Raw genomic sequence first — 26524 nt, 5'->3', positions numbered from 1 at the left:
GCCTGAATTGCACGTTTTCCGGGATTCAAGTGCCGGTCCTGGCTTCCCGCTTCAGCCGTTCGATCGCCATCAGCACACGCTCCGGCGTCGCCGGCGGGTCAAGACGTGGGCAGATCTTGTGGCCGGCAACGCTCGCCACTGCGCCCGACAGCGCATGCAGCACCGACATGGCGAGCGGGAAAGGCGGCTCCCCGACCGCCTTGGAGCGGTGCACCGTCGGCTCGCCCGCTTGCGCCCAGTCGGCCAAAGTGACGTTGAAAATCTTCGGCCGGTCCGACGCGAGCGGGATCTTGTAGGTCGACGGCGCGTGGGTGCGCAGCCGCCCCTTGTCGTCCCACCACAGTTCCTCCGTCGTCAGCCAGCCCATGCCCTGGATGAAGCCGCCCTCGACCTGGCCGAGGTCGATGGCGCGGTTCAGCGAGCGGCCGGTTTCGTGCAGGATGTCGGTGCGCTCGACTATATATTCGCCGGTCAGCGTGTCGACGGAGACTTCCGAGCACGCGGCGCCATAGGCGAAATAGTAGAAGGGATGGCCCTCGCCCTTGTCGCGGTCCCAATGGATTTTCGGCGTCTTGTAGAAACCCGCCGCCGAAAGCTGGATGCGCGCCATATAGGCCTGCCTGACGAGATCGGCGAAGGCGATCTCCTGGTTGCCGATCCGCACGCGGTTGGGCAGGAACAGCACCTGATCGCGCGGCACCTGGTATCTCTCGACGGCAAAATTGATCAACCGGTCCTTGATCTGGCGGGCGGCATTCTGCGCCGCCATGCCGTTGAGGTCGGAGCCGGAAGACGCGGCGGTGGCCGAGGTATTCGGCACCTTGCCGGTCGTCGTCGCGGTGATCTTGACCTGATCGAGGTCGATCTGGAACTCTTCCGCCACGACCTGCGCCACCTTGACATAGAGGCCCTGCCCCATCTCGGTGCCGCCGTGGTTCAGATGCACCGAACCGTCGGTATAGACATGCACCAGCGCGCCGGCCTGGTTGTAATGAGTGGCGGTGAACGAGATGCCGAACTTGACCGGCGTCAGCGCCAGTCCGCGCTTGATGAAGCGGCTGTTGGCATTGAAAGCATCGATGGTGCGGCGGCGCCTCGCATAGTCGGAACTCGCCTCCAGCTCGGCGACGATGCGGTGGATGATGTTGTCCTCGACCGTCTGGTGGTAGGGCGTGATGTTGCGGTCGCTGGTGCCGTAGAAATTCTTCTTGCGGATTTCGAGCGGGTCCTTGCCGACGGCAAACGCGACTTCGTCGATGACGCGCTCGGCGCCGACCATGCCTTGCGGACCGCCGAAGCCGCGAAAGGCGGTGTTCGATACCGTATTGGTGTAGAGCGGCGCCGATTGCGCGTGCACCGCCGGCCAGAAATAGGTGTTGTCGCAATGGAACAGCGCGCGGTCGGTGACCGGGCCGGAGAGGTCGGCCGAGAAGCCGCAACGCGCCGCGAACATGAAATCTACGCCCAGAATATTGCCCTCGTCGTCGAAGCCGACCTCGTAGTCGACGAGGAAATCGTGGCGCTTGCCGGTGGCGATCATGTCGTCGTCGCGGTCGGGCCGGATTTTCACGGCCCGATGATGTTTCTTCGCGGCGATAGCAGCCAATGCCGCAAACTGATTGCCTTGCGTTTCCTTGCCACCGAAAGCGCCGCCCATCCGGCGGATTTCCACCGTCACCGCGTGGCTCGGCACACCGAGCGCGTGGCTGACCATGTGCTGGATTTCGCTCGGGTGCTGGGTCGAGGAATAGATGGTGACGTCGTGGTCCTCGCCAGGAATGGCCAAGGCGATATGGCCTTCGAGATAGAAATGCTCCTGGCCGCCGATGCGCATTTTTCCCTTCAGCCGGCGCGGCGCCGCGTTGATCGCAGCCGCTGCATCACCCCGCTTCAACGTCAGCGGCGGCGTGACCAGCTTGTCTTTCCGGGGATCGAGCTCGGCGATATCGGCGACGAACGGCAATTCCTTGTATTCGACATTGGCCAGCCTCGTCGCGCGGCGCGCCTGCTCGCGGGTTTCAGCGATGACGCAGAAAATCGGCTGGCCGGAAAATTGCACCTTGCCGTCGGCCAGCACCGGCTCGTCGTGACGGCCGGTCGGCGAAATGTCGTTCTCGCCTGGCACGTCACTCGCCGTCAGCACATCGATGACGCCGGGTGCGGCGCGCACCGCCGAAAGGTCCATGCTGGTGATGGTGGCATGCGTCGCCGTCGAAAGCCCAAGGCAGCCGTGCAGCGTGCCGGCCGGTTCCGGCATGTCGTCGATATAGACGGCCGTGCCACTGACATGCTTGTGCGCGGAATCATGGCGTTGGTCGGTGGCGACGCCGCCGGCGATTTTTTGCGCCTTCAGGTTTGGCGTGGCGTGCTTGTTCATCATGCCGCCTCGTGCCGTGATACCTGGATCGGCGCCCGGGTACCTGTGGTTTCGGCAAAGAAGCGCAGCAGCAGGTTGCGCGCCGCCAGCGCCCGGTATTCGGCGCTTGCCCGCATGTCGGTCAGCGGGGTGAAATCGCCGGCGTACGCGGCCATCGCCGCCTCCACCGTCGCTTCCGTCCAGGGCTTGCCAAGCAATGCCTTTTCGACGCCAAAGGCTCGCTTGGGCGTTGCCGCCATGCCGCCATAGGCGATGCGCACATCCGCCACCTTGCCATCACCGGCGAGCTTCAGGAAAAACGCGCCTAGCGCTGCCGTGATGTCTTCGTCGCGGCGCTTGGTGATCTTGTAGACGGCAAATTTCGTCTCGCTGCCCGGCACCGGAACATGCACGGCCTCGACGAATTCGCCGGGCTGCCGGTCCTGCTTGCCATAGGCGATGAAAAAATCCTCGAGCGGGATCGTTCGACGCTTGTCGCCGCGGCGCAGCGTCAGGCGGGCACCTAGTGCGATCAGCGGCGGCGGCGTGTCGCCGATCGGCGAACCATTGGCGATATTGCCGCCGATTGTGCCCATGTTGCGCACCTGATCGCCGCCGATGCGGTCGAACAGCGGCCCGAGCGCCGGGATGCGCTTCGCCAGCGTCGAGAAGGCTTCGCTATAGGTGACACCGGCGCCGATCGAGACGACGCCCTTGTCCTCGGAAATCCCGCACAGACCATCGAGATTGCCGATGAAAACCGCCGGCGCAATATCGCGCATGTGCTTGGTAACCCAAAGGCCGACATCGGTCGAACCCGCGACGATAGTGGCGCCCGGCTCCTTGACCAGCACGCTGGCCAGATCGTCGGCATTGGCCGGCACGATCAGTCGCTTGTTGCCGGAGCCGATCTCGATGCGCGAACCGTCCTTCATCGCTTCGAGCTTGGCCGTGACTGCCTTGCGCTCCGCCGCCAACGGATCCTGTGCCGCCTTGCCGTAGCTGGAGATGGCACGTGCGGCGCGCATGATCGCCTCGTAACCGGTGCAGCGGCAGAGATTGCCTTGCAGCGCCTTTTCGATGGCAGCGTCCGACGGCTCCGGCGACCGCATCCACAGCGCATAAAGCGACATGACGAAACCCGGCGTGCAGAAGCCGCATTGCGAGCCGTGGAAATCGATCATAGCCTGCTGCACGGGGTGCAGTTTTCCTGCGTCGCCGCGCAGATGCTCGACCGTCACGACATGCGTGCCGTCCAGCGAGCCAAGGAAGCGAATGCAGGCATTGACGCTTTCATAGACCAGTGTTCCACCGGAGAGCCTGCCGACCAGCACCGTGCAGGCGCCGCAGTCGCCCTCGGCGCAACCTTCCTTGGTGCCGCGCAGCGAGCGGTCGAGCCGCAACCAATCGAGCAGTGTCTGGTCGGGTGCAACCGTGCCGAGCGCGACGTCCTCGCCATTGAGGATGAAGCGGATTTCGTTGCGTGTCTTGATCCCGGCCATCTCAGCTTCCCCGGTAAGTCGAATAGCCGAACGGCGACAGGAGCAGCGGCACATGATAGTGCATCGGCTCGGCCATGCCGAAGCGGATCGGCACATGGTCGAGGAAGGCCGGTTCCGGCAGTTTTGTCCCTTGCCGGCGCAGATAATCCCCGGCCGCAAAGACCAGCTCGTATTCGCCGGTACGGAATTCCGCGCCGGCAAGCAGCGGAGCATCGCAGCGGCCGTCATCATTGGTGACGACCGTCTTCAGATGCGTCCGGGCATGGCCGTAAAGGTGATAGAGCTCGATCGACAGACCGGCCGCCGGCTTGCCGGCCGCAGTGTCGAGGACGTGGGTTGTGAGGCGCCCGCCTTCGGCTTTCGACGTTTCCGCCACTGGCTGCTCCATTCCCTGCACAGTCGAACACTATTCATGAATTGTGCGCCAATTAAAGGCGATGCATAAGTCCCGGTCGAGCGGAGCGCGACAAAAACACTTTCAAAAATTTCGGGGGAATGCGCAGGCACTCCTTTCGACTATCCTGATCACAATTTCCGGCAGGAGCGAGAATGCGTTACGAACGAGACATGCGCGGCTACGGAGCCAATCCGCCCGATCCGAAATGGCCCGGCGGGGCGCATGTCGCGGTGCAGTTCGTCGTCAATTACGAGGAGGGCGGCGAGAATTGCGTCCTGCACGGCGACAAGGCTTCGGAGGCTTTCCTGTCGGAGATCGTCGGCGCCGCACCCTGGCCCGGCCAGCGTCACTGGAACATGGAATCGATCTACGAATACGGCGCCCGCGCCGGCTTCTGGCGGTTGCTGCGCCTGTTCAGCGAGGCGCAAGTGCCGGTCACCTGTTACGGCGTCGCCACGGCCCTGGCGCGTTCGCCCGATCAGGTTGCGGCGATGCAGGAGGCCGGCTGGGAGATCGCCTCGCACGGGCTGAAATGGATCGACTACCGCGACCACGCGCCAGAAGACGAGCGCCGCGACATGGAGGCGGCGATCCGGCTGCATTATGAGGTAACAGGCGCGCGGCCGACCGGGTGGTACACCGGCCGCACCTCGATCAACACGGTGCGACTGGCAGCGGAAGAGGGCGGCTTCGACTATGTGTCGGACACGTATGACGACGAACTGCCTTACTGGTTCGAGCATGTCATACCGCACGGGTCGGCGAAGCCGCAGCTGGTCATCCCTTATACGCTCGACGCCAACGACATGCGCTTTGCCACGCCGCAGGGCTTCAACTCTGGCGACCAGTTCTTTGCCTATCTCAGGGATAGTTTCGACACGCTCTATGCCGAGGGCAAGGCAGGGCGGCCGCGCATGATGAATATCGGCCTGCACTGCCGCCTCGTCGGCCGGCCGGGCCGAGTCGCGGCATTGAAGCGCTTCATCGACTACGTCAAATCGCACGATAAGGTCTGGCTGGCACGGCGCATCGACATTGCAAAACACTGGCAGGAGACGCATCCGTTCCGGTTGCCGGCGCTGCGCCCGTCAAAAATGGAATTCGAGGCCTTCGTCCAGGCATTCGGCGGCGTCTTCGAGCATTCGCCGTGGATTGCCGAGCGCGCTTATGAGCTGGAGCTCGGCCCGGCGCATGACAGTGCCGGCGGCCTGCACAATGCGCTCTGCCGCGTCTTTCGCGCGGCAAGCGAGGCCGAGCGGCTCTCCGTGCTCAATGCGCACCCCGATCTTGCCGGAAAACTGGCGCAGGCCAACCGGCTGACGGCGGAATCGTCGAGGGAACAGGCTTCGGCTGGCCTCGACGCGCTGACCGACAAGGAGCGCGAGCTGTTCGCAAAACTCAATGCCGCCTACGTCACCAGTTTCGGTTTCCCCTTCATCATTGCGGTGAAAGGCAAGACCAAGCAGGAGATCCTGGCCGAGTTCGAGGCGCGTATCGGCAACAGCCACGATGTCGAATTCGAAACCGCCTGCAGACAGGTCGAGCGCATCGCGCTGCTTCGTCTCAAGGACATGCTTCCGCAATAGGCTTTGGCTGCGGCGATGGGCCCTGGCTTCCGCAACAGGCTTGAATTTATGGATATGATGAAAATGGCCGAGCGAACCTATTATGCGCCGCAGGGCGGACATCCCGGCCAGAGCGAATTGCTGACCGGCCGCGCTGTATTCACGCAGGCCTATGCCGTCATCCCCAAGGGCGTGATGCAGGACATCGTCACCAGCGCCTTGCCGTTCTGGGATGGGACACGCGTCTGGGTGCTGTCGCGGCCGCTGTCGGGTTTTGCCGAGACATTTTCGCAATATATCGTCGAGCTCGCACCTGGCGGCGGCAGCGACCGCCCTGAGCTTGACGTCGCCGCCGAAGGTGCGCTGTTCGTGGTCGAAGGCGAGCTGAGCGTTTCGCTTGCCGGCAGGAAACATAGCTTAAGGCCGGGCGGCTTTGCCTTCCTGCCGCCGGCGAGCGGGTGGACGGTGCGCAATGAAAGCGGCGCCGCCGTCCGCTTCCACTGGATCCGCAAGACTTATGATGCAGTCGACGGCATCGAGCCGCCGCAAGCGTTCTTCGCCAACGAACAGGACATCGCGCCGACGCCGATGCCGGGTACCGAAGGCCGATGGGCGACCACGCGCTTCGTCGATCCTGAAGATATGCGACACGACATGCATGTTACCATCGTCACGCTCGAGCCTGGTGCGGTCATTCCCTTCGCCGAGACGCATGTCATGGAGCACGGGCTCTATGTGCTGGAGGGCAAGGCGGTCTACCGTCTCAACCAGGACTGGGTAGAGGTCGAGGCTGGCGACTATATGTGGCTGCGCGCCTTCTGCCCGCAGGCTTGTTACGCCGGCGGCCCAGGCAAATTCCGCTATCTCCTCTATAAGGACGTGAACCGCCACGCCAAGCTTGGCAGCGCCGGCGTCGCGCGACCTACACCATGACCCGCATCGTCGCGCGGCCGCTGACCCGCGAGAGTTTCGCCGAATTCGGCGACGTCATCGATATGGGCGGCGACAACCATTACCCGATCAATGGCGGCAGGGCCGAGCGCTATCACGACCTCGCCACCGCGGAAGCACGAGGACCGAATGCGCGCGTGCTGATCTCGATGGTGCGTGGCACGCCCTATGAACTGCCGTTGAAGCTTACCATGGTGGAGCGCCATCCGTTTGGCAGCCAGGCCTTCATCCCGCTGTCACCACGGCCGTTCCTGGTCATCGTCTGCCATGACGGCGAGGAAGGCCCGGGCGAGCCGCATGCCTTCATCACCGCGCCCGGGCAAGGCGTCAACTATCCGCGCAATTTGTGGCACGGCGTGCTGACGCCGGTCGGCGAGCCGCAGGACTTCCTGGTCGTCGACCGTGGCGGCGACGGCTCCAATCTTGAAGAGTGCCACTTCTCGCACGCCTACGAGATCGATCTTCCGGATGGGAGCCGGTGATGACCGACATTTCGCTGATCGACCGCCTGCTCGACGTTATCGAGCACGACATCGTGCCGAAGACCGTCGAAGGCGTCGCGCATGGCAACAAGCTGTTCGGCGCGGCGATCCTGCGCAAGGACGACCGTTCGCTGGTGCTGGCCGAAACCAACAACGAGACAGAAAATCCGCTCTGGCACGGCGAGGTGCATTGCCTGAAGCGCTTCTACGAACTGCCGAAGGCCGAGCGCGTCGACACCAAGGATGCGATCTTTCTTGCCACACACGAACCTTGCTCGCTCTGCCTGTCGGCGATCACCTGGACCGGCTTCGACAATTTCTACTATCTGTTCAGCCACGAGGATTCGCGCGACAGCTTCGGCATCCCTCACGATCTGAAGATCCTGAAGGAGGTCTTCACCCTCGACCCCGGCGGCTACAATGCCGAGAACGCCTATTGGAAGAGCTTCTCGATCCGTAGACTGGTGCGGTCGCTGCCTGAGATCGAGCGCCTGCGACTGGAAACGCGGATCGGCAAAATCTCCGCACGCTACGACGAACTGTCCGGCGCCTACCAGGCTAGCAAGGCCGACAACGACATTCCGCTGAGTTGACGCGGATTGACCAGCCGAATTCGTTGGCTGGCCCACGACGCATCGGCAGCGGCTCCATCATGTGGCCGCATGAAAACCGCCACTGAATTCCCCCGCAAGATCGTCGAATTTCCCGACATGGGGATCGTCATGCCCGACGGCTGTCGCCTGTCGGCGCGGGTATGGATGCCGGCCGATGCTGCCGACGATCCGGTGCCGGCAATCCTCGAGCACCTGCCCTATCGCAAGCGCGATGGCACGATCTACCGCGATCAGCTGACGCATCCCCATTTTGCCGGCCACGGCTACGCCTCGATCCGTGTCGACATGCGAGGCAATGGCGATTCCGAAGGGCTGATGGGCGACGAATATTCCGAGCAAGAGCTGCAGGACGCCTGCGATGTCATCGCCTGGGCTGCGGCCCAGCCCTGGTGCAACGGCAATGTCGGTATGATGGGCATTTCGTGGGGCGGCTTCAACTGCCTGCAGGTGGCGTCTAAGCAGCCGGCGGCGCTGAAGGCGGTCATCAGTCTCTGTTCGACGGTCGACCGCTATGCCGACGACATCCATTACAAGGGCGGCTGCCTGCTGATCGAGAATTTCGGCTGGGCCTCGACCATGCTGTCCTATTCGTCGCGGCCGCCGGATCCGTTGCTGGCCGGCGACAACAGATGGCGCGACCTGTGGCTGACCCGGCTGGAGAACCAGCCCTTCCTGGCGCCGCAGTGGCTGAAGCACCAGCATCGCGATGCCTATTGGAAGCGCGGCTCGATCTGCGAGGACTATTCCGCCATCCATGCCGCGGTGCTGTCGATCGGCGGCTGGCATGACGGCTATCGCAATACGATTTCCCACCTCGCCGCCAATATCGAGGCGCCGGTCAAGGGCATCGTCGGCCCGTGGATCCACAAATACCCGCATTACGCCGCGCCCGAACCGCGCATCGGCTTCCTGCAGGAGGCCTTGCGCTGGTGGGACCACTGGCTCAAGGACATCGACACCGGCGTCGAGGCCGACCCCGCCTACCGCGCCTATCTCATGGACAGCGTGCGTCCGGCGCGCTGGCATCCCGAGCGGCCGGGCCGCTGGGTCGCTGAATCGGAATGGCCGTCACCCAACATCAAGACGCAAGAGGTTGAGCTTATCGCTGAGGGCAACCACGCTATCGTCGCTTCGCCGCAAAACTGCGGCCTTGCCGGTGGCGAATATTTCCCCTTCACCTTCGGCCCGGAACTGCCGGGTGACCAGCGTCCCGACGATGCGCTGTCGGTGTGTTTCGACCAGCCGGTGCTGATCGAAGCGATCGACATCGTCGGTGCTCCCGAAGTTGTGGTCAGGGTCTCGTCGGACCGGCGCCAGGCGAACATCGCGGTTCGGCTGTGCGACGTCCATCCGGACGGAGCGTCGGAGCTGATCTCCTACGGCGTGCTCAACCTGACGCATCGCAACTCGCACGAATTTCCCGAAGCGCTGGTACCCGCCGAAACCGTCAGCGCCCGGGTGGTGCTCGACCAATGCGCCTATCGCGTGCCGGCCGGCCACCGCTTGCGTGTTGCCATCTCCAACAGTTATTGGCCGATGATCTGGCCGTCGCCGGAGCCGGTCCGGCTGGAATTGTCGGCCGCGGCGTTGATGCTGCCGCTGCGCCCGCCGGCGACATGCGACGAGGTCACCTTCCCCGCCCCCGAAGGCGCCACGCCCTGGGCAACCGAAACGGTCCGCGCCGCCAATTCCGAGCGTCATGTCGATCGCGACGAAAAGACCGGAATGATCACGCTTTCCATCGTCGACGATTTCGGCGAAGTGCGCGACCTGGAGCATGGCCTCGCCAATGGGAGCGTCGCCAGAGAGACATGGTCGATCCATCCCGACAATCCGCTGTCAGCGTCGGGCAAGACGCATTGGACCCAGACGCTGTCGCGAAATGAATGGTCGGTGCGCACCGAAGCCTTCGCCGAAATGCGCTCCGACGCGCAAAGCTTCATGGTTAGCGCCAGAATTGAAGCCTATGAAGGCGAGAAACTGGTCTTCGAGCGCAACTTCGAGGAGAAAATCCCGCGCGAACTGCTTTGAGCGCTTATAGCGATTGGTCCAATTGCGACGCACGATTTACGCCACGGCATGTCGCATTCGGTCTTGCTTACCGCTTTCCCTTACGGTCATTATTCTCCCGATTGAAATGAGAAAAAACGACCATAAGGTCGGACCAACAGAGTGAGGAACTCAACATGTCGAACGAACTGGAATACCTGAGCCGGCGCGTTGCGTCCGGCAAGCTGAGCCGTCGCGATTTTCTCGGCCGGGCGGCAGCGCTCGGCGTCACCGCAACCTTCGCCAATTCGCTGCTTTCCGGTGCCGCACGCGCGGCGGGTCCGGTCAAGGGCGGCACGCTCAAGGCCGGCCTGGTCGGTGGCGAGTCCACCAACAGCCTCGATCCGGCGCTGTTCATGACGCAGGTGCCGTTCGCCTTCGGCAAGATGTGGGGCGAACTGATCGTCGAGCTGTCTCCCGAGGGCAAGCTCGAGAACCGCATTGCCGAAGAGATCGGCTCGTCGGACGACGCCAAGACGTGGACGCTGAAGATCCGCGATGGCGTCGAGTTCCACAACGGCAAGAAGGTGACCGCTGAGGACGTGGCCGCCACCCTCGAACGCCATTCGGACGAGAAGTCGAAGTCCGGCGCGCTCGGCTACATGAAAGGCATCGAGAGCATCAAGGCCAGCGGCAAGGAAGTGGTGCTGACGCTGAAGGAGCCGAATGCCGACCTGCCCTATCTGCTTAGCGACTATCACCTGATCATCCAGCCGAACGGCGGCAAGGACAAGGCCGATGCCGGCATCTCGGCGGGCCCTTACAAGGTCACCACCAACGAGCCCGGCGTGCGCCATGGCGGCGAGCGCTTCGCCAATTACTGGCAGGGCGACAAGATGGGCCATGCCGACCAGATCGAGATCATCGTCATCAACGACGCCACGGCGCGCACGGCGGCGCTGCAGGGCGGCCAGGTCCACATGATCAACCGCGTCGAGCCGAAGATCGTCGACCTGATCAAGCGCGTGCCCGGCGTCACCATCCGCAACCATTCGGGACCCGGCCACTACGTCTTCATCATGCACTGCGACACCGCGCCGTTCGATAACAACGACTTGCGGATGGCGTTGAAGCTGGCAATCGACCGCGAGGAAATGCTGAAGAAGGTGCTGCGCGGCTATGGCTCGCTTGGCAACGACTTCCCGATCAATGCATCGTACCCGCTATTCACCGAGATCGAGCAGCGCAAGTACGATCCGGACAAAGCCAAGTTCCACTACAAGAAGTCGGGCCATGACGGTGCCGTCCTGCTGCGGACTTCGGATGTCGCCTTCCCCGGTGCCGTCGACGCCGCACAGCTGTTCCAGCAAAGCGCGGCCAAGGCCGGCATCAAGCTGGAGATCAAGCGCGAACCGGGCGACGGCTACTGGTCGGAAGTCTGGAACAAGCAGCCCTTCTGCGCCTCCTATTGGGGCGGCCGCTCGACCCAGGACCAGATGTACTCGACCGCCTATCTGTCGACGGCCGACTGGAACGACACACGGTTCAAGCGTCCGGATTTCGACAAGATGGTGCTGGCGGCTCGCGCCGAGCTCGACGAGGCCAAGCGCAAGGCAATGTACCACGACATGGCTGTGATGGTGCGCGACGAGGGCGGCCTGATCCTGCCGATGTTCAATCAGTTCATCGACGCGACGGGCGCCAAGGTTGCCGGGTGGGTGGATGATCCGCATCAGGAGTTGATGAACGGATATGCTCTGGCGAAGTGCTGGCTCGAAGCCTGAGCCCGGCCTTGCGGACATGTCCTCACCCATCGTGAAACTGGTGGCCCAGCGCATTGCGCTGGGCATCATCCTTCTATTGGCCGTTTCGGTCCTGATCTTCGCCGGCACCCAGATCCTGCCCGGCGACGTCGCGCAAGCCATTCTCGGGCAGTCGGCGACACCGGAGTCGCTCGCCAATCTGCGCGAGCAGCTCGGCCTCAATGATCCCGCTTACATCCGTTATTTTCGCTGGCTCGGCGGCATCCTGACCGGCGATCTCGGCACGGCTATGTCGAGCGGTCAGGATATCGCAACCTCGATCAAGGGAAGGCTGTGGAACACGCTGTTCCTCGCCTTCTGGGCGGCGGTCGTCGCGGTGCCGCTGGCGATCATCCTCGGGCTGATCGCGGTGCGCTACCGCAATGGCTGGGTCGACAAGCTGATCTCGGGACTGGCGCTGGCCTCGACGTCCTTCCCGGAATTCTTCGTCGGCTATGTGCTCGTCTTTTTCTTTGCGGTGCAACATCAATGGTTTCCCGCCATTTCCACCGTCTATGACGGAATGCCGTTCGGCGAACGCATCCAGGCCATCGCATTGCCGGCGGCGGCGCTGACCCTGGTGGTGCTCGCCCATATGATGCGCATGACGCGCGCCGCGATCCTCAACGTCATGCAGTCGGCCTATGTCGAAACCGCCGAACTCAAGGGGCTTTCGGCCTTCGCGGTCATCCGCAGGCATGCCTTCCCCAATGCGATTGCGCCGATCATCAACGTCGTCATGCTCAATCTCGCCTACCTCATCGTCGGCGTCGTCGTGGTCGAAGTCATTTTCGTCTATCCGGGTATGGGCCAATACCTCGTCGACCACGTCACCAAGCGTGACGTGCCTGTGGTGCAGGCGGTCGGGCTGATCTTCGCCGCCGTCTATATCAGCCTGAACATCATCGCGGATATAGCGGCGATCGTCGCCAATCCGCGCCTTAGACATCCGAAATGAAGGGGTCGGGTATGCTCGTCATCAAACGCATCCCCATCCCGGCATTGGTCGGCATCGTGCTGACGGCGCTGTTCGTGCTGGCAGCAATTTTTGCGCCGTGGATCGCGCCGCACGGCAATGCCGAGATCGTCAGCGACGTCCCTTGGGAACCGATGTCGGCGGCGCATTGGCTGGGCACCGACAATCTCGGTCGCGATCTGTTGTCGCGCATGATCTACGGCGCCCGCATCACCCTTTTCATCGCGGTGCTGGCGACCGCGCTGTCGTTCTCGCTCGGCGCCATTCTCGGCTTCTCGGCAGCGGTTTTCGGTGGCTGGTTCGACACGCTGCTGTCGCGTCTCGTCGATCTCCTGATGTCGATCCCGACGCTGATCATGGCGCTTGTCGTGCTGTCGGTGCTGCCATCCAACCTGGTGACGCTGATCCTGGTCATGGGCGTTCTGGATTCGACCCGCGTCTACCGACTGTCGAGGGCGGTCGCCGTCGACATCAATGTCATGGACTACGTCGAGGCGGCCAAATTGCGCGGCGAAGGCAGCGGCTGGATCATCTTCCGCGAAATCCTGCCCAATGCGCTGTCGCCGCTGGTTTCGGAACTCGGCCTGCGCTTCATCTATGCCGTGCTGTTCCTGTCGACGCTGTCCTTCCTTGGGCTTGGCGTGCAGCCGCCGGACGCCGATTGGGGCGGCATGGTCAAGGAAAACAAGGATGGCATCGTCTTCGGCATAGGCGCCGCCCTCATTCCGGCGGCGGCGATCGCAGCGCTGGCGATTTCCGTCAATCTCGTCGCCGACTGGGTGCTCAACCGCACGACAAGCTTGAAGGGAGGACGCGGGTAATGGCTGACAAGCAACCAAAGCCCGGGCAACCGAAATCCGGCGTGCTGCTCGACATCCGCAATCTGCGCATCGAGGCCACCGTATATCCGCCGGGCGAGGCGCCGAAGAACATCGTGCTGGTGCACGATGTCTCGCTGACGCTCGAAAAGGGCAAGGTGCTCGGATTGATTGGCGAGTCCGGCGCCGGCAAGTCGACCATCGGCCTGTCTTCGATGGGCTACGGCCGCGGCGGCGTGCGCATCACCGGCGGCGAGGTCATCCTCAATGGCCGCGACATCCTGAAGGGCGGCAACGAAGCGTTCCGCAAATTGCGCGGCCGCGAGGTCTGCTATGTCGCGCAATCGGCGGCAGCGGCCTTCAATCCGGCGCACAGGCTGATGGACCAGGTGGTCGAGGCCGCACTCCTGCACGGCACGGCGACGCGGGCCGAAGCCGAAAAGCGCGCCGTGGCGCTGTTCAAGAAGCTCAGCCTGCCGAACCCCGAAAGCATCGGCGAGCGCTTCCCCCACCAGGTCTCGGGCGGTCAGCTGCAGCGCGTGATGACGGCAATGGCGCTGTGCTCGGAGCCCGACCTGATCGTCTTCGACGAGCCGACCACCGCGCTCGACGTGACGACGCAGATCGACGTCTTGGCGGCGATCAAGGACGCCATCCGCGACACGCATGTCGCGGCGCTCTACATCACTCACGACCTTGCGGTCGTCGCCCAGGTCTCGGACGAGATCATGGTGCTGCGCCACGGCCGGCTGGTCGAATGGGGCGGCACCCGCCAGATCATCAAGGAGCCGCGCCAGGAATATACCAATGCGCTTGTCTCGGTGCATGAGATCGAACACCAGGAGCAGAAGCCCGGCACGAGCCCGTTCCTGTCGGTCAAAAACATCACCGCCGCCTATGGCCGCAGCCATATCAAGGTGCTGAAGAACGTCTCGGTCGATATTTTCCCGGGCCAGACGCTGGCGGTGGTCGGCGAGTCCGGCTCCGGCAAATCGACACTGGCGCGCGCCATCACCGGCCTTTTGCCGCCCGAACAAGGCACCGTTACCTTCGACGGACGGCCGCTCGCCAACCGGCTTGCCGACCGGCCGAAGGAGGATCTGCGCCAATTGCAGATGATCTACCAGATGGCCGATGTGGCGATGAACCCGCGCCAGACGGTCGGCACTATCATCGGCCGGCCGCTGGAATTCTATTTTGGGATGCGCGGGCGCGAGCGCGACAAACGCGTCGCCGAACTGCTCGACAAGATCGAAATGGGCAAAGGCTATGTCGACCGCTATCCGGCCGAGCTTTCGGGCGGCCAGAAGCAACGCGTCTGCATCGCCCGCTCGCTCGCCGCCAAGCCGAAGCTGATCATCTGCGACGAGGTGACCTCGGCGCTCGACCCGCTGGTGGCCCACGGCATACTGGAGCTACTGCTCGAGCTGCAGAAAGAGGAAAACGTCGCTTATCTGTTCATCACCCACGACCTGGCGACGGTCAAGTCGATCGCCGATTCGATCGCGGTGATGTATCGCGGCGAAGTGGTGCGCTACGGCGCCAAGAGCACCGTGCTGACGCCGCCATTCGATGCGTATACCGATCTTTTGCTGTCGTCGGTGCCCGAAATGGAGATCGGCTGGCTAGAGAAAGCGATCAAGGGACGGCGCATGGCCAGCGCGGGGAACTAGCGGGCCGCCCTTTGCGCCCGACGGTCCTGTCCGGGCGTGGATTGAACGGCAGGCCCGCCCTGACTTTTCCGAGTAAGCCGCATGGAGGCGCCCTTGGCGCTCAAGACAAAACTATTGCTCATCATCCTTGACGGCGTGCCTTACCGGAACTGGCGACGGCTGATGGGCAATCTCGAAGGCTGGGCGCAATCTGGCGAAGCCCACGTGTGGAAGATGCGCTCCGTGCTGCCGTCGACCTCGGCATCCTGCTATGCCTCGATCCACACCGGCGTGCCGCCCCAAGTGCACGGTATCCTGTCGAACGAGAACCGGTTTCGCGTCGAACAGCCGGACATCTTTTCCGAAGTCAGCAGAGCCGGCGGCAAGACGGGTGCGGTCACCCATTCCTACTGGTCCGAATTCTTCCGGGCCTATCCGTTCGACCTGGTCGAGGACATGGAGTTCGACCAGCCGGGCAGGCCGATCAGCCATGGCCGGTTCCACACCATGACCGGCTACAATGCCAGGAACCAGATGACGCCGAGCGACGTCGACCTGTTCGCGACGTTGACCATGCTGACCAGGCGCTACGGCATCGACTACGGCATCCTGCACAGCTGTACTCTGGACTCGATGGGCCACCGCTTCGGCCATGACTGCCACGAGATGGATCATGCCGTCTATGCAATGGACGCCATGCTCGCCGGCTTCCTGCCGCGCTGGCGGGTAGCCGGCTACGAGGTGATCGTCACCGCCGATCATGGCCAGACCGATCGCGGCCATCATGGCGGCCACGACGAGGAGATGCAGGATTTCGCACTTTACTACTTCGGATCCGGCGAGGGTCCGGAAGCCAATACGCTGCTCGATCAGCTGCAGCTCGCGCCGACGGTGCTTGCGCGCCTCGGCGTGCCGGTGCCGGCGACGATGAAGGCCGAGCCATTTCTCGACTGATTGGTGCCTGGCCTGCTTGCTTGCCGAGAACATGAAGCCGTGCCGAAAAGCACGACGCCAAATGGAGGCCGGATACCGCAGTCAAAGTTCGAGACAGACCTTGCCAAAATGCTTTTGGGACTCGTAGTACTTGAAGGCACTGGCGATCTCCTGCAGCGGAAAACTGCGGTCGATAGCAGGCTTCAAACGGTTGGCATCTATGGCACGAATCATGTCGTCCTGGTCTGCCCTGCTGCCAATCGAGACTCCGCTGACCCTAATCTGATTGGAAAACAGGGCCGGGATCGAAACTTGCCCGGCAAAACCAGTCAAGACACCGATCAGTGCGATGTGGCCGCCCATCCTGCATGCTGTTATCGACTGCGCCAGCGTGCCGGGCCCGCCAACCTCGATCACATGATCGACGCCGCGTCCGTCCGTCAAAACCCTTGCCTTCTGGCCCCAATCCGGCACTGCCTTGTAATTGACGACAATGTCGGCCCCAAATCGCCTTAGCTTTTCCAGCTTCTCCTCCGATGAAGAGGTGGCAATAACCCGAGCGCCTGCAATTTTTGCGAATTGCAGCGCGAACAGCGATACGCTTCCACTGCCAAGGACCAGCACCGTATCACCGGGCTTCACCTGGCCGCACACCATCAGGGCTTTCCAGGCGGTGACGCCGGCACAGGTAAGCGTTGCCGCCTCCACATGCGTGAAGTCTGCCGGTGCCCTTGTGAAGGCATGCCAGGGCATGCACACATACTCGCGGGCATAGCCGTCAGCATCATCGCCCAATTCGCCGCTCTTATTGGCTGGCGTCGGTTCGCCTGCCAGCCAACGGGGCCAATAGGTGCTGACGACGGCATCTCCGACCTTGAATTCTTGGACATCGTCTGAGACCGCAACCACCTCTCCGGCGCCATCGGACAGCGGGATACGGCCATCGGCGCACGGTTTCTTGCCCAGCGCCACCATGCTGTCGTGGAAATTCAGCGAACACGCACGTATCCTGACAAGCAACTCACCCGGCCCTGGTTCCGGGCAATCTTCCTCGACCAGCTTGAGATTCTCCAAGCCTCCCGGCGCTTTCAGCCTAATCAGTCTCATGGAAAGCTCCTTCCGACCGCGCAAGGCTTCATGCGCCCCACCACTCGCGTCGAGGCTTGACCGCGGCGAACACCGCCATCGGCGACTGATCCACGAGAATCGCGGCCGCAGAGCTGTTGTTGGTCATGAGACTCGTCTCTTCAGGCTGGGTTGCCGTTTGCGATCGGGACCTTAGTCGCCCAGCAGCGGACCGTTGAGTTACAAAACTGTCGGGAATCCCTGCACGGCGATGTCGTCCAATTACGCTCCGCCCGAGGCTGAACGACTGCACCTTGCCCGATGGGTATGAGCCACCTCGTGGCCGCCGTCATTGCCAGCCTGGCGGCCGCCTTCCGCTTGGCGCCACTGACTGAGACAGTATCCCAAAAAAGGGGGAGAACTGTACACTCTGGCAACCTCTCCGCTCTTCGGCTAGCCTCCGCAAAAATCCTCGGGCGGATGCGGTGAACCTTTTTGGGCCGATCAGCGACAGAGCAGGCAGGAGCCGGGCGGCTCGACCGGCGATGACGGCCGCGGAGACCGATCGCGCGCTCGTCGAGCGGGTCGCGAAGGGCGATCGTGCCGCCGTGCGGCTCCTGTTCATGCGCCACCACGCGCGGGTCTACCGCTTCGTGGCACGCCAGACGGGATCGGAACTGATGGCCGACGATATCGCGAACGAGGTGTTCCTCGAGCTCTGGCGGCAGGCGCCGGCCTTCGAGGGGCGCTCGGAGGTCTCGACATGGCTGCTCGGCATTGCCCGCTTCAAGGCGCTGTCCCTGCTGCGCAAGAAGAAGGAAGACTGGATCGACGACGATGACGCGGCCCAGGTCGCCGACGGCGCCGACACGCCGGAAGTCGTGACGATGAAGGAAGACAAAGCCGCTGCCTTGCGACGCTTTATCGATGCCATGCCGGAAGAGCACCGCGCGGTGATCGACCTTGCCTATTATCACGGGCGATCGGTGAGCGAGATCGGCGAGGTACTCGGCATCCCGGTCGCCACCGTCAAGACCAGGATGTTCTACGCCCGCAAGAAACTCGGCGAAGCCCTCAAGGCCGCCGGTTACGACAGGGGGTGGCCATGAGCGCCGCTGAAAAAATGTCACGCCGCGACGAAATGGAAATGCTGCTGCCGTTTTATCTGAACGGCTCGCTGGAGGGCACCGAGCTCGAAGCCATCGAGGAATGGCTGGCGAGCGATCCGGCGGCGATGGCCGCACTAGGCGAGGCCGAGGCCGAATTCTCCGGCACCGCTGCCGCAAACGAGGCGATCCGCCCGCCGGCCGATGCGCTCAGCCGCTTTGCCAAGGCGCTCGACGCCGAGGCCGGCCCGCCCCGCGCGCCTGCGGCATCGTCCTGGCTAGCGCAGGCCTGGAGCCGCTTCATGGCGGTGCCGGCCGGCGTCGCCTGGGCCGTGGCCGCGGTGCTGCTGGCCCTGGTCGTCGCGCAATCCTTTGTGCAGACCGGCAACAGAGGTGGTGATTTCGAGATTGCCGGATCGGAAGACGATCTGGCCAAAATGCCGTTTGCCCTTGTGAAGTTCAAACCGGATGCGAAACTGTCCGACATCGTCGCTTTTCTCGACCAGAACCAGTTGAAGATCGCCGGCGGGCCGACCGCCGACGGCGTCTTCCGCCTCGGCGTTCCGGCCAAGACCGCCGCCGACTATCAGAAGCTGCTTGGCCTTATTGCCGCCCAGCCTTTCACCGAAGCTGCGCTGGAGGGAAGGAAACCGGCTGATGGCGGCTAAGGCGGTCATTCGATTGACGGCGGCGATGACAATCTTCGCCGCGTCCGCAATGGCCCAGACCAACGACCCGAACCTCAGCCAGGCTGAGATCGACTGCCTGAACCGGGGAAGTGCTGCCAACACCGACTGCCCCAAGGATGGCGGCGACGCGAAGGATGGCGGCAAAGCGCCGGCTCATGGAACGACGGGCGCGGTGTTTCTTCCGGGCTTGATTGTCGATCTGTTCCCCAATCCTGCCGTAGTCACCGAGGCGCCGATACCTCCTGGCGATACTGCAGCGCCGCCGCCCGCTCCACCCGCCGGCGCGCCGGCAATACAGGCCGCCGGGGCGGTCGGTCCCGTCGTGGCGCCGACCGATCTTGTCGCAACCGAGCCGCCGCGCGCCGTGATTGGCGATTTCGTGCCCGACGAGGTGCTGGTCACCGTCAATGGCGATGCCGGCGCGGTCCAGCAGATCGCCGCCTCGTTCGGCCTCGAGATACGCTCGCAGCGGCAGTCGCGGCTGCTCGGCAACATACTGGTGCGCTTCGGCATACCCGACGGCCGCCCGGTCGGCGTCGTGCTGGCGCAGCTTGCCGCCGACGGCCGTACTTTGCGGCGTGAGGCCAACCACGTCTATGCGCTGCAGCAGGCGGCCAGCATCGTCAATTATGCGTTCGAGCGCATCGCACTCGACGCCAACGCGGCCAGCGGCGAGAATGTCCGCATTGGCGTCATCGACACCGGCATCGACGACGGCAATCCGGCGCTCTCCGGCGTTATTGGCGGGCAGTTCGATGCCATGCCCGATGTGCCGATCAAGGCGCGCGACCACGGCACTTCGGTCGATGGCCTGATCGCCGGCACCGGCGCGTTCAAAGGCATGGCGCCGGGCGCCAGGATCTATCACGCCCGCGCCTTCGAGGGCGGCAAGTCGACCATGGACGTGATCCTTTTGGCGCTCGACTGGGCGGCGGAGCAGGATGTCCGTATCATCAACATGAGCTTCGTCGGCCCGAAGAACGACCTGCTCGGCATCGCCTGCCGCAATGCACGCGCGCTCGGCATCGTGCTGGTCGCGGCCGCCGGCAATAACGGACCGAAGGCGCCGTATGGTTATCCGGCCGCCTTCGACGGCGTGATCGCGGTGACGGCCACCGATGCCAAGGACGGGCTGATGCCGCAGGCCAATCGCGGCGCCTACGTCTTCATCTCCGCTCCCGGCGTCGAGATGGTGGCGCCGAGCGGCACCGGCTCGGATGTGGTGACCGGGACTTCGTTTGCAGCGGCGATCGTGACCGGCGCGATCGCCAATCTGTTCCATGCCGCGCCCGACCGTTCGGCCGACTGGGTCGAGAAAGCACTGGCCGCCACGGCAAAGGATCTCGGCCCCAAGGGGCGGGACAATGACTTCGGCTTTGGGCTTCTGAACACCAAGGCGGCCGAGGCGGCCAAGGACTAAGTCTCGTGTTTGAACCGAGTCGTCTCATAACGCTGTCGCGAAACTTGTCTCACGCCGTTCTATAATGACCAAGCCAACCTGCACTACGCCGCAGCAGGGAAAATGCTTCAGCGCTGCGGGCACACAGAATGTAGACCTGTGGTCGCCAGTCTGGATCAGAAATAAAAACGACAGGGAGGATGACGTGTCCCTCGACGCCAGTGACTTCGATCAAGCAGTTGAAAAATACCACCTGGCCCTGGATGAGTTCATGAAAGGAAACCCCGCGCCAGCGGAGAAGCTCTTCTCCCAACGAGACGATGTAACACTGGGCAATCCCTTTGGCCCTTTCGCGCATGGATGGAGACAGGTCGTTGAGACGATGGAGCAAGCGGCATCGAACTACAGGGACGGCGACGCTACCGGCTTCCAGAACATAGCGAAATGTGTGACGTCTGAGCTGGCATACATCGTCGAAGTGGAGCAGCTCAGGTCCAAGGTTGGCGGTCGGAGCGATGTCACGCCTCTTGCGTTACGCGCGACGAGCGTCTTTCGCCCAGAAGATGGTCTGTGGAAGATTGTGCATCGTCATGCCGATCCGATAACGACGACTCAGCCGGCCGATTCGGTACTCCACCGATAGCGGTTGTGGTATGGGGAAGCGATCGATCTCCTTTGCTGCTGCAGCGCGGCTATTCTTCAGTCCGTTCTCTGCTTAGGGTTGGCCCGCGTCATCGGGCTCGCAGGGGCGGACGGCCGCTCTGGGTCGAACTCGGTCGCCCGGAGTGATCGAGTTATGCTCCTAGGCCGGCGCGCCGGCGACTGATCCCCTGACCACCAGGTCGAACGGCCAGACCTCGCCGCGCGCCCCCTCCTCCAGGCCGGAAATGCGCGCCGCCAGCCGTTCCGGCTTCAGGACTATGATTTCGGCTTTGCCTGCTGGACACCAAGGCGGCCGAGGCGGCCAAGAAATAGCCCGCTCAAGTCGCGTTTTGCCGGGGACGTGCCAGAAAATAAAACGCAGTGATGTGCGTGATCATCAGCAGCGGTACGTAGATGATCGGGATCGCGTAGGTTGCGCCCAGTTCCCCCGCGCGTGCAGGAAGCCCGATCTGAATGGCGTGGTAATAGTCGACGATAAGGTCGACCGTCCCTACGACGTTGAAGGCGACGACCAACGGCCAGAAGAGCGGGCGTATCCTCACCGTGAGCAGCGCCAGCATGGCCAGCACCCCAGTCACGAAATCGCCGTAGGCGGCGAACACGGCGAAATCAGCGGGCAGATTGGGGCTTACGACGCCCGGAACCATGAAGACGAGCCCGAAGAAGCGGAAGCTGTGCAGGGTAGCGATAGCGCGCTGCGCCGCGACCCGGTCCATCGACCGGAGCCACGGCAAACCGTACGCGCCGAAGCAAAGCAGCCACGCCACATAGCCGAGAACAAGATGGGTTTGGAACACCATTTCCGTGGACATTAGCCTTCTCTCAACAGTTGGTTCACACGGCCTCGAACACCGCGGTCAGGACGCCGAGCCGGCCTTGCATGAGATTTCGTCCCAGGTTGGTCGAAAGCTGAGCGAAGTCCGGTCCCATCACCACGCCGAGATTTGGTGAAGGCGGCGGCCCGGATGCGCGCAGTTGCGCGAACCAGGCCTTGGCGGTCTCGGTGTCGTCTTGCCACGCCAGCACGCGGAAGCCGGCCGGTTCGATCGCCTCGCCCGTCGCTTCGGCTGTGAGGAGGAAGCTCGTCGCCGGCGTTCGCGCCCAAGGCAGCGGATAGTGCGGCTCGCCAATGGCCGAGACGACGTCGAAGGTGGCAAACCTGCCGCCTGGTTTCAGCACGCGCCGGATCTCGCCATAGAGCCGCGCCCGGTCGGAGATGTTCATCGCCACATGCTGCAGCAGCACGACGTCGAAACGGCTATCATCGAATGGAAGCTCCAATGCGCTGGCGGTCTGAAACGACAGCTGTCCGCTTTGTCCCGTGCGCTCGGTCAAATAGCGCGCAGCATCCACGAAAGGCTCGCTGAGGTCCACGCCGGTAACCCGGCAGCCATAGGTTGCAGCCAGAAAGCGCGCCGGCCCGCCGACGCCCGAGCCGACGTCCAGAACCGACGTGCCGGCCGCGATCCCCGCCAATTGGGCAATCTCGGCGGTCGAGGCAAGCCCACGGGTGTGAAACTGGTCGAGGGTGCCCAATTGCTGGGGCGTAAGAAGCTGATCCTCCGGGCCGAGGGCAGCCAGTACCGTCTTCAGCCGCTCGGTCAGGCCGGTCGCGCGATAATGGTCGCGCACGCCATCAAGTTCATCGGTCATTGCAACATATCTCCTGGGCAAGATGTCTCCTGGCTTGCAGCTCTTACGTAAGCCCGCTTCCATAATCCGACTATCCGCTGTAATCAGAACAACCTATGAAGCAGGCCTACACAATCCGGCGTGGTGCACTGGAGGGGGTCGAGGTGTTCCTGGCTGTCGCCAGGCACCGCAATTTCCGCCGTGCCGCCGCCGATCTCGGCGTTACGCCGTCCGCCGTGAGCCAGGCGGTGCGCACGCTGGAAGCCCGCATGGGTGCGGCGCTGTTCGCCCGCACGACGCGGAGCGTCGGTCTGACCGAGGCCGGCCAGCGCTTCCTCGACCGCGCCGGCCCTGCCTTCGAGGAGATCGCCGCGGCCGGCGAGGCTGCGCGCGACGTCGGCCAACGGCCGACCGGGCTGCTGCGCCTGTCCGTGCCCCGCGCCGTCGTGCCATTGATCCTGGAGCCGATGATCGCGTCGTTCTGCCGAGCTTATCCCGAGATCGAACTGGAGATCGCCGCGAGCGACGAGATGGTCGATCTCGCGACCGGCGGGTTCGACGCCGGCATCCGCCTCGGCCAGCTCATCGCCGCCGACATGGTCGCGGTGCGGCTGACCCCGCCGTTCACGTTCGTGGTCGTCGGCAGCCCTGACTATCTCGAGCGCCACGGCTACCCCGAACGTGTCGACGACTTGCGCCACCACGCCTGCCTGCGCTTGCGCCGCTCGAACGGCACCATCGCGCCCTGGACCTTCGCCGACGGCAACGGTGCTATCGAGGCGATCGTCTCAGGCCCACTGATCGCGCACGACTATCCCACGTTGCTCGGGGCTGCGACAAAGGGCGTTGGGCTGGCGCAGACGCCTCGACCCGTCGCCGAAGGTCCGATAGCCGAAGGAAAACTCAGATCTGTGCTGGACGACATCGCTGCGACGACGCCGGGCGTCTTTCTCTACCATCTTGGCAAGCGCCAAGTCCTGCCGAAGCTGCGCGTCTTTATCGATCACCTCAAGTCCGCGGCCTGAGACATGACGCATGGCGATTGCCTGTGCTGGCCAACAGCCACCCAACGGCGACTTTGGTCGTTCAGAGTGATTGAGTTATGCCCCTAGGCAGGCGCGCCGGCGACCGATCCCCTGACCACCAGGTCGACCGGCCAGACCTCGCCGCGAGCGCCCTCCTCCAGGCCGGAAATCCGCGCCGCCAGCCGTTCGGCGATGCGCGCGCCGGCCAGGCGGATCGACGAACGTGTCGTCGACAGCGGCACCGAAAAATTTTCCGGTTTCAGCCAGGGAAAGACGTCGTCATGGGCGATCAGCGACAGGTCGCCCGGAATGGTCAGGCCGAGATCGCGCACCGCGCGCACCACGCCGAGCGCCATGATCAGGCTGGAGCAGGCGATCGCCGTTGGCGCGTCGCTTTGTTCCAGCAGGCGCCTGGCGGCGCGGTAGCCGTTCTCCTCGGTCATGGTGAGGGAACAGACATGCTGATCACGAAGCACCAGGCCGCTTGCCGCAAGCGCGCGGCGCACGCCGCGCTCGCGATGGATGGCGAAGGTCTCGCGATCATCGCCATTGATCAGTGCCAGCCGCCTGTGCCCGAGCTGTACGAGCAGCCGCGCCGCTTCGTGGAAGGCGCCCTCATTGTCGATGTCGGTGAAGGGGTAGTCGAAATCGAAGCCCTCGCTGCGGCCATGGACGATGAAGGGAATGCCGAGCGTATTGACCAGCGCCACCCGCCGGTCGGCCGGCCTCGGCGAGGAGATATAGACCGCGTCGACCTGCCGGTTGGCGACGATGCGGCGGTAGGTCGTCTCCTGGTCGTCGGCATCGGCCGGTGATAGCACAAGGTCGAGCTCGTGCGAACGCGCATAGTCGCCGAGGCCGGACAGGAACTCGACGAAATGCGGGTCGATATCGACGGTCGTCCCCGTCGGCAGCACATAGCCGATCATACCGGTCTTGCCGGTCGCCAGCCGGCGCGCGCTCGGATTGGGGCGGTAGCCGTGACGCTTGGCGGCATCGACCACCCGCCGGCGCGTTTCCTCGTTGACTTCCGGGTAGCCGTTCAATGCACGGCTCACCGTGGTCTGCGAAAGCGCCAGCATGTGGGAGAGCTGCTTGAGGTTCACCGGAGGCCTCCAGACCTCAAAGCGCTTTTAATCTGAATCGATCTGGCCGCCACGAACCGCGCTGCCGAGCGCAATGACCATACGCACGGTTCGGACCGGTTTGAAGCCGAATTTGCTGCTGCACCGCCAGAAAACTGTGCTGCAGCGCACTTTCGCCGGCAATCGGCTGCAGAAATTAAATCGATTAAGCAGGCTCCCTCTTGACTCCGGATTATTTCAGTGGCGAGATCAAAATCACCAAAGCGCTTTGGAAGACTCCACGAAAGGTTGCAGTTCCTTTCCGACTGAGTCACAGTCCTGCAGCGCCGGCGGACGGAATGGAGGTTTCGTTCGGTGTTTGTCACCACTGGGAGGGAATACCGATGAAGAAAATGCTTCTGCTGGGCGCTGCGTTTGCCACGCTCGCCCTGGCCATGCCCGCGCAAGCCGAACTGAAGTTCAAGCCGGGCGAAGATCCCCGTTTCAACTGGGCCAACTACGAAGAGCTCAAGAAGGTCGACCTCAAGGGCGAGACGCTGACGATCTTCGGCCCGTGGCGCGGCGAGGACGAAGGGCTGATCCGCACCGTCCTCGATTACTTCTCCGAAGCCACCGGCGCCGAGATCAAGTACTCCTCGTCGGAGAATTACGAGCAGCAGATCGTCATCGACACGCAGGCCGGCAGCCCGCCCAACATCGCCGTGCTGCCGCAGCCGGGCCTGATCCAGGATCTGGCATCGAAGGGCCTTTTGACGCCGCTCGGCGACGACACCGCCAACTGGGTCAAGGACAATTACGGCGCCGGCCAATCCTGGGTCGACCTCGGCACCTTCAAGGACAAGGACGGCAAGCCCGGCTTCTTCGCCTTTCCCTACAAGGCCGACGTGAAGTCGCTGGTCTGGTACTCGCCGGACAATTTCGAGGAAGCCGGCTACAAGGTGCCGAAGACGCAGGAAGAGCTTGCCGAGCTCGAAAAGAAGATCATCGCCGACGGCGGCACGCCATGGTGCATCGGGCTTGGTTCGGGCGGCGCCACCGGCTGGCCGGCGACCGACTGGGTCGAAGACATCATGCTGCGCACCCAGACGCCCGAGACCTACGACAAATGGGTGAAGAACGAAATTCCGTTCAACGATCCGGCCGTGGTCAACGCCATCGACATTTTCGGCAAGATCGCGACCGACGACAAGATGGTCGAGGGCGGCGCCAAGGCGGTTGCGGCGACCGATTTCCGCGACAGCCCGAAGGGCCTCTTCTCGGTGCCGCCGAAATGCTATCTGCACCACCAGGCATCGTTCATCCCGACCTTCTTCCCGCAAGGTACCAAGATCGGCGAGGATGCCGACTTCTTCTACTACCCGCCCTACGCCTCCAAGCCCGAGCTCGGCACTCCGGTGCTCGGCGCCGGCACGCTGGCCATGATCACCAAGGATAGCAAGAGTGCCCGCGCGTTCATCGAATTCCTGAAGCTACCGCTCGCTCATGAGATCTGGATGGCACAGGGCGGCTTCGTGACGCCGTTCAAGTCGGTCAACAAGGACGCCTATGCCAGCGACGCGCTGAAGAAGCAGGGCGAGATCCTGGCCAACGCCTCGACCTTCCGCTTCGACGGATCCGACCTGATGCCGGGCAAGATCGGCGCCGGTGCGTTCTGGACCGGCATGATCGACCTGGTCGGCGGCAAGTCCGCCCAGGACGTCGCCACCGACATCCAGAAAAGCTGGGACGCGATCAAGTAAGCGGCCGGCTTGAGTTCCCAATGTGATGCGGTCCGGGCCTCAAAACGGCCCGGATCCTACCCGGTGCTTGGCGTCGCGTCGATT

23 protein-coding genes and 1 pseudogene are annotated in these 26524 nt (G+C 63.4%); 16 read left to right on the top strand and 8 right to left on the bottom strand.

Going from position 1 to position 26524, the window contains the following annotated elements:
- Positions 1–25: 25 nt before the first annotated feature.
- Genes xdhB through uraH form a run of 3 tightly spaced genes read right to left on the bottom strand, consistent with a single transcriptional unit; the run spans position 26 to position 4234 of the window.
- Complete coding sequence (gene xdhB, locus NKI19_RS15540; protein WP_352490381.1) at positions 26–2377, bottom strand: xanthine dehydrogenase molybdopterin binding subunit; 2352 nt, start codon at positions 2375–2377, stop codon at positions 26–28.
- Entirely contained in the window at positions 2377–3858 is a 1482-nt protein-coding gene (gene xdhA, locus NKI19_RS15535) for a xanthine dehydrogenase small subunit (protein ID WP_352490382.1), read from the bottom strand. The genes xdhB and xdhA overlap by 1 nt, the downstream gene beginning before the upstream one ends.
- Position 3859: 1 nt before the next feature.
- A complete protein-coding gene (gene uraH / locus NKI19_RS15530) occupies positions 3860–4234 on the bottom strand; it encodes a hydroxyisourate hydrolase (protein ID WP_352490383.1) in 375 nt (124 codons plus the stop codon).
- Positions 4235–4407: 173 nt separating this feature from the next.
- On the opposite strand from uraH, the gene puuE reads away from it, so the two are divergent.
- The 10 genes from puuE (at position 4408) to NKI19_RS15480 (ending at position 16058) form a co-directional block, all read left to right on the top strand.
- Positions 4408–5841: an allantoinase PuuE gene (gene puuE, locus NKI19_RS15525; RefSeq protein ID WP_352490384.1), complete on the top strand. Its 1434-nt coding sequence runs from the start codon at positions 4408–4410 to the stop codon at positions 5839–5841.
- Between the two features lie 63 nt (positions 5842–5904).
- On the top strand, positions 5905–6753 hold the full coding sequence (locus NKI19_RS15520; protein ID WP_502899291.1) for a bifunctional allantoicase/(S)-ureidoglycine aminohydrolase: 849 nt from the start codon (positions 5905–5907) through the stop codon (positions 6751–6753).
- On the top strand, positions 6750–7253 hold the full coding sequence (locus NKI19_RS15515; RefSeq protein WP_352490386.1) for an ureidoglycolate lyase: 504 nt from the start codon (positions 6750–6752) through the stop codon (positions 7251–7253). The genes NKI19_RS15520 and NKI19_RS15515 overlap by 4 nt, the downstream gene beginning before the upstream one ends.
- A complete protein-coding gene (locus NKI19_RS15510; RefSeq protein WP_352566973.1) occupies positions 7253–7846 on the top strand; it encodes a nucleoside deaminase in 594 nt (197 codons plus the stop codon). Before NKI19_RS15515 ends, NKI19_RS15510 begins: the two co-directional genes overlap by 1 nt.
- 69 nt (positions 7847–7915) lie before the next feature.
- Positions 7916–9898 (top strand): CocE/NonD family hydrolase, encoded by a 1983-nt coding sequence (locus NKI19_RS15505; protein ID WP_352490388.1) that lies wholly within the window; start codon positions 7916–7918, stop codon positions 9896–9898.
- A gap of 155 nt (positions 9899–10053) precedes the next feature.
- Positions 10054–11640 (top strand): ABC transporter substrate-binding protein, encoded by a 1587-nt coding sequence (locus NKI19_RS15500; RefSeq protein WP_352490389.1) that lies wholly within the window; start codon positions 10054–10056, stop codon positions 11638–11640.
- A gap of 16 nt (positions 11641–11656) precedes the next feature.
- A complete protein-coding gene (locus NKI19_RS15495) occupies positions 11657–12616 on the top strand; it encodes an ABC transporter permease (protein ID WP_023718086.1) in 960 nt (319 codons plus the stop codon).
- An 11-nt stretch (positions 12617–12627) separates the two neighbouring features.
- The gene (locus tag NKI19_RS15490) at positions 12628–13455 is read left to right on the top strand and encodes an ABC transporter permease (protein ID WP_352469848.1); all 828 of its coding nucleotides are present in this window, start codon (positions 12628–12630) and stop codon (positions 13453–13455) included.
- A complete protein-coding gene (locus tag NKI19_RS15485; protein WP_352490390.1) occupies positions 13455–15125 on the top strand; it encodes an ABC transporter ATP-binding protein in 1671 nt (556 codons plus the stop codon). Before NKI19_RS15490 ends, NKI19_RS15485 begins: the two co-directional genes overlap by 1 nt.
- Positions 15126–15218: 93 nt before the next feature.
- Positions 15219–16058, top strand: coding sequence for an alkaline phosphatase family protein (locus NKI19_RS15480; RefSeq protein WP_352490392.1), 840 nt, complete (start codon positions 15219–15221; stop codon positions 16056–16058).
- A gap of 81 nt (positions 16059–16139) precedes the next feature.
- On the opposite strand, the gene NKI19_RS15475 is transcribed toward NKI19_RS15480, so the two are convergent.
- Positions 16140–17144, bottom strand: a complete 1005-nt coding sequence (locus NKI19_RS15475) for a zinc-dependent alcohol dehydrogenase family protein (RefSeq protein WP_502899292.1) — start codon at positions 17142–17144, stop codon at positions 16140–16142.
- A 503-nt stretch (positions 17145–17647) separates the two neighbouring features.
- Between NKI19_RS15475 and NKI19_RS15470 the strand changes: the two genes are divergently transcribed.
- From NKI19_RS15470 to NKI19_RS15455, 4 genes are all read left to right on the top strand, one after another.
- A complete protein-coding gene (locus NKI19_RS15470) occupies positions 17648–18211 on the top strand; it encodes a sigma-70 family RNA polymerase sigma factor (protein WP_352490395.1) in 564 nt (187 codons plus the stop codon).
- Entirely contained in the window at positions 18208–18876 is a 669-nt protein-coding gene (locus NKI19_RS15465) for an anti-sigma factor (RefSeq protein WP_352490396.1), read from the top strand. Before NKI19_RS15470 ends, NKI19_RS15465 begins: the two co-directional genes overlap by 4 nt.
- Positions 18866–20317 (top strand): S8 family serine peptidase, encoded by a 1452-nt coding sequence (locus tag NKI19_RS15460; protein ID WP_352490397.1) that lies wholly within the window; start codon positions 18866–18868, stop codon positions 20315–20317. The genes NKI19_RS15465 and NKI19_RS15460 overlap by 11 nt, the downstream gene beginning before the upstream one ends.
- A gap of 64 nt (positions 20318–20381) precedes the next feature.
- Positions 20382–20939, top strand: a complete 558-nt coding sequence (locus NKI19_RS15455) for a YybH family protein (RefSeq protein ID WP_352490398.1) — start codon at positions 20382–20384, stop codon at positions 20937–20939.
- A 159-nt stretch (positions 20940–21098) separates the two neighbouring features.
- Here the strand turns inward: NKI19_RS15455 and NKI19_RS32840 are convergent.
- The 3 genes and pseudogenes from NKI19_RS32840 to NKI19_RS15445 form a co-directional block, all read right to left on the bottom strand.
- Positions 21099–21203 (bottom strand): annotated as a pseudogene (locus NKI19_RS32840) (transcriptional regulator); the annotation flags it as partial.
- A gap of 73 nt (positions 21204–21276) precedes the next feature.
- Positions 21277–21771, bottom strand: a complete 495-nt coding sequence (locus NKI19_RS15450; protein ID WP_352490399.1) for a DUF8737 domain-containing protein — start codon at positions 21769–21771, stop codon at positions 21277–21279.
- A 22-nt stretch (positions 21772–21793) separates the two neighbouring features.
- A complete protein-coding gene (locus NKI19_RS15445) occupies positions 21794–22612 on the bottom strand; it encodes a class I SAM-dependent methyltransferase (RefSeq protein WP_352566969.1) in 819 nt (272 codons plus the stop codon).
- Between the two features lie 95 nt (positions 22613–22707).
- Here NKI19_RS15445 and NKI19_RS15440 point away from each other — a divergent pair, with 95 nt between their 5' ends.
- Entirely contained in the window at positions 22708–23616 is a 909-nt protein-coding gene (locus NKI19_RS15440) for a LysR family transcriptional regulator (RefSeq protein WP_352490401.1), read from the top strand.
- A gap of 83 nt (positions 23617–23699) precedes the next feature.
- Here the strand turns inward: NKI19_RS15440 and NKI19_RS15435 are convergent, their stop codons facing one another.
- Complete coding sequence (locus NKI19_RS15435; RefSeq protein WP_031213013.1) at positions 23700–24722, bottom strand: substrate-binding domain-containing protein; 1023 nt, start codon at positions 24720–24722, stop codon at positions 23700–23702.
- 362 nt (positions 24723–25084) lie between these two features.
- Here NKI19_RS15435 and NKI19_RS15430 point away from each other — a divergent pair, with 362 nt between their 5' ends.
- Complete coding sequence (locus tag NKI19_RS15430; protein ID WP_352452249.1) at positions 25085–26440, top strand: ABC transporter substrate-binding protein; 1356 nt, start codon at positions 25085–25087, stop codon at positions 26438–26440.
- Positions 26441–26524: the final 84 nt, after the last annotated feature.

Source organism: Mesorhizobium sp. M0751 (assembly GCF_040320265.1).
GTDB lineage: Bacteria > Pseudomonadota > Alphaproteobacteria > Rhizobiales > Rhizobiaceae > Mesorhizobium.
This window is presented reverse-complemented; position numbering and strand designations above follow the sequence as displayed.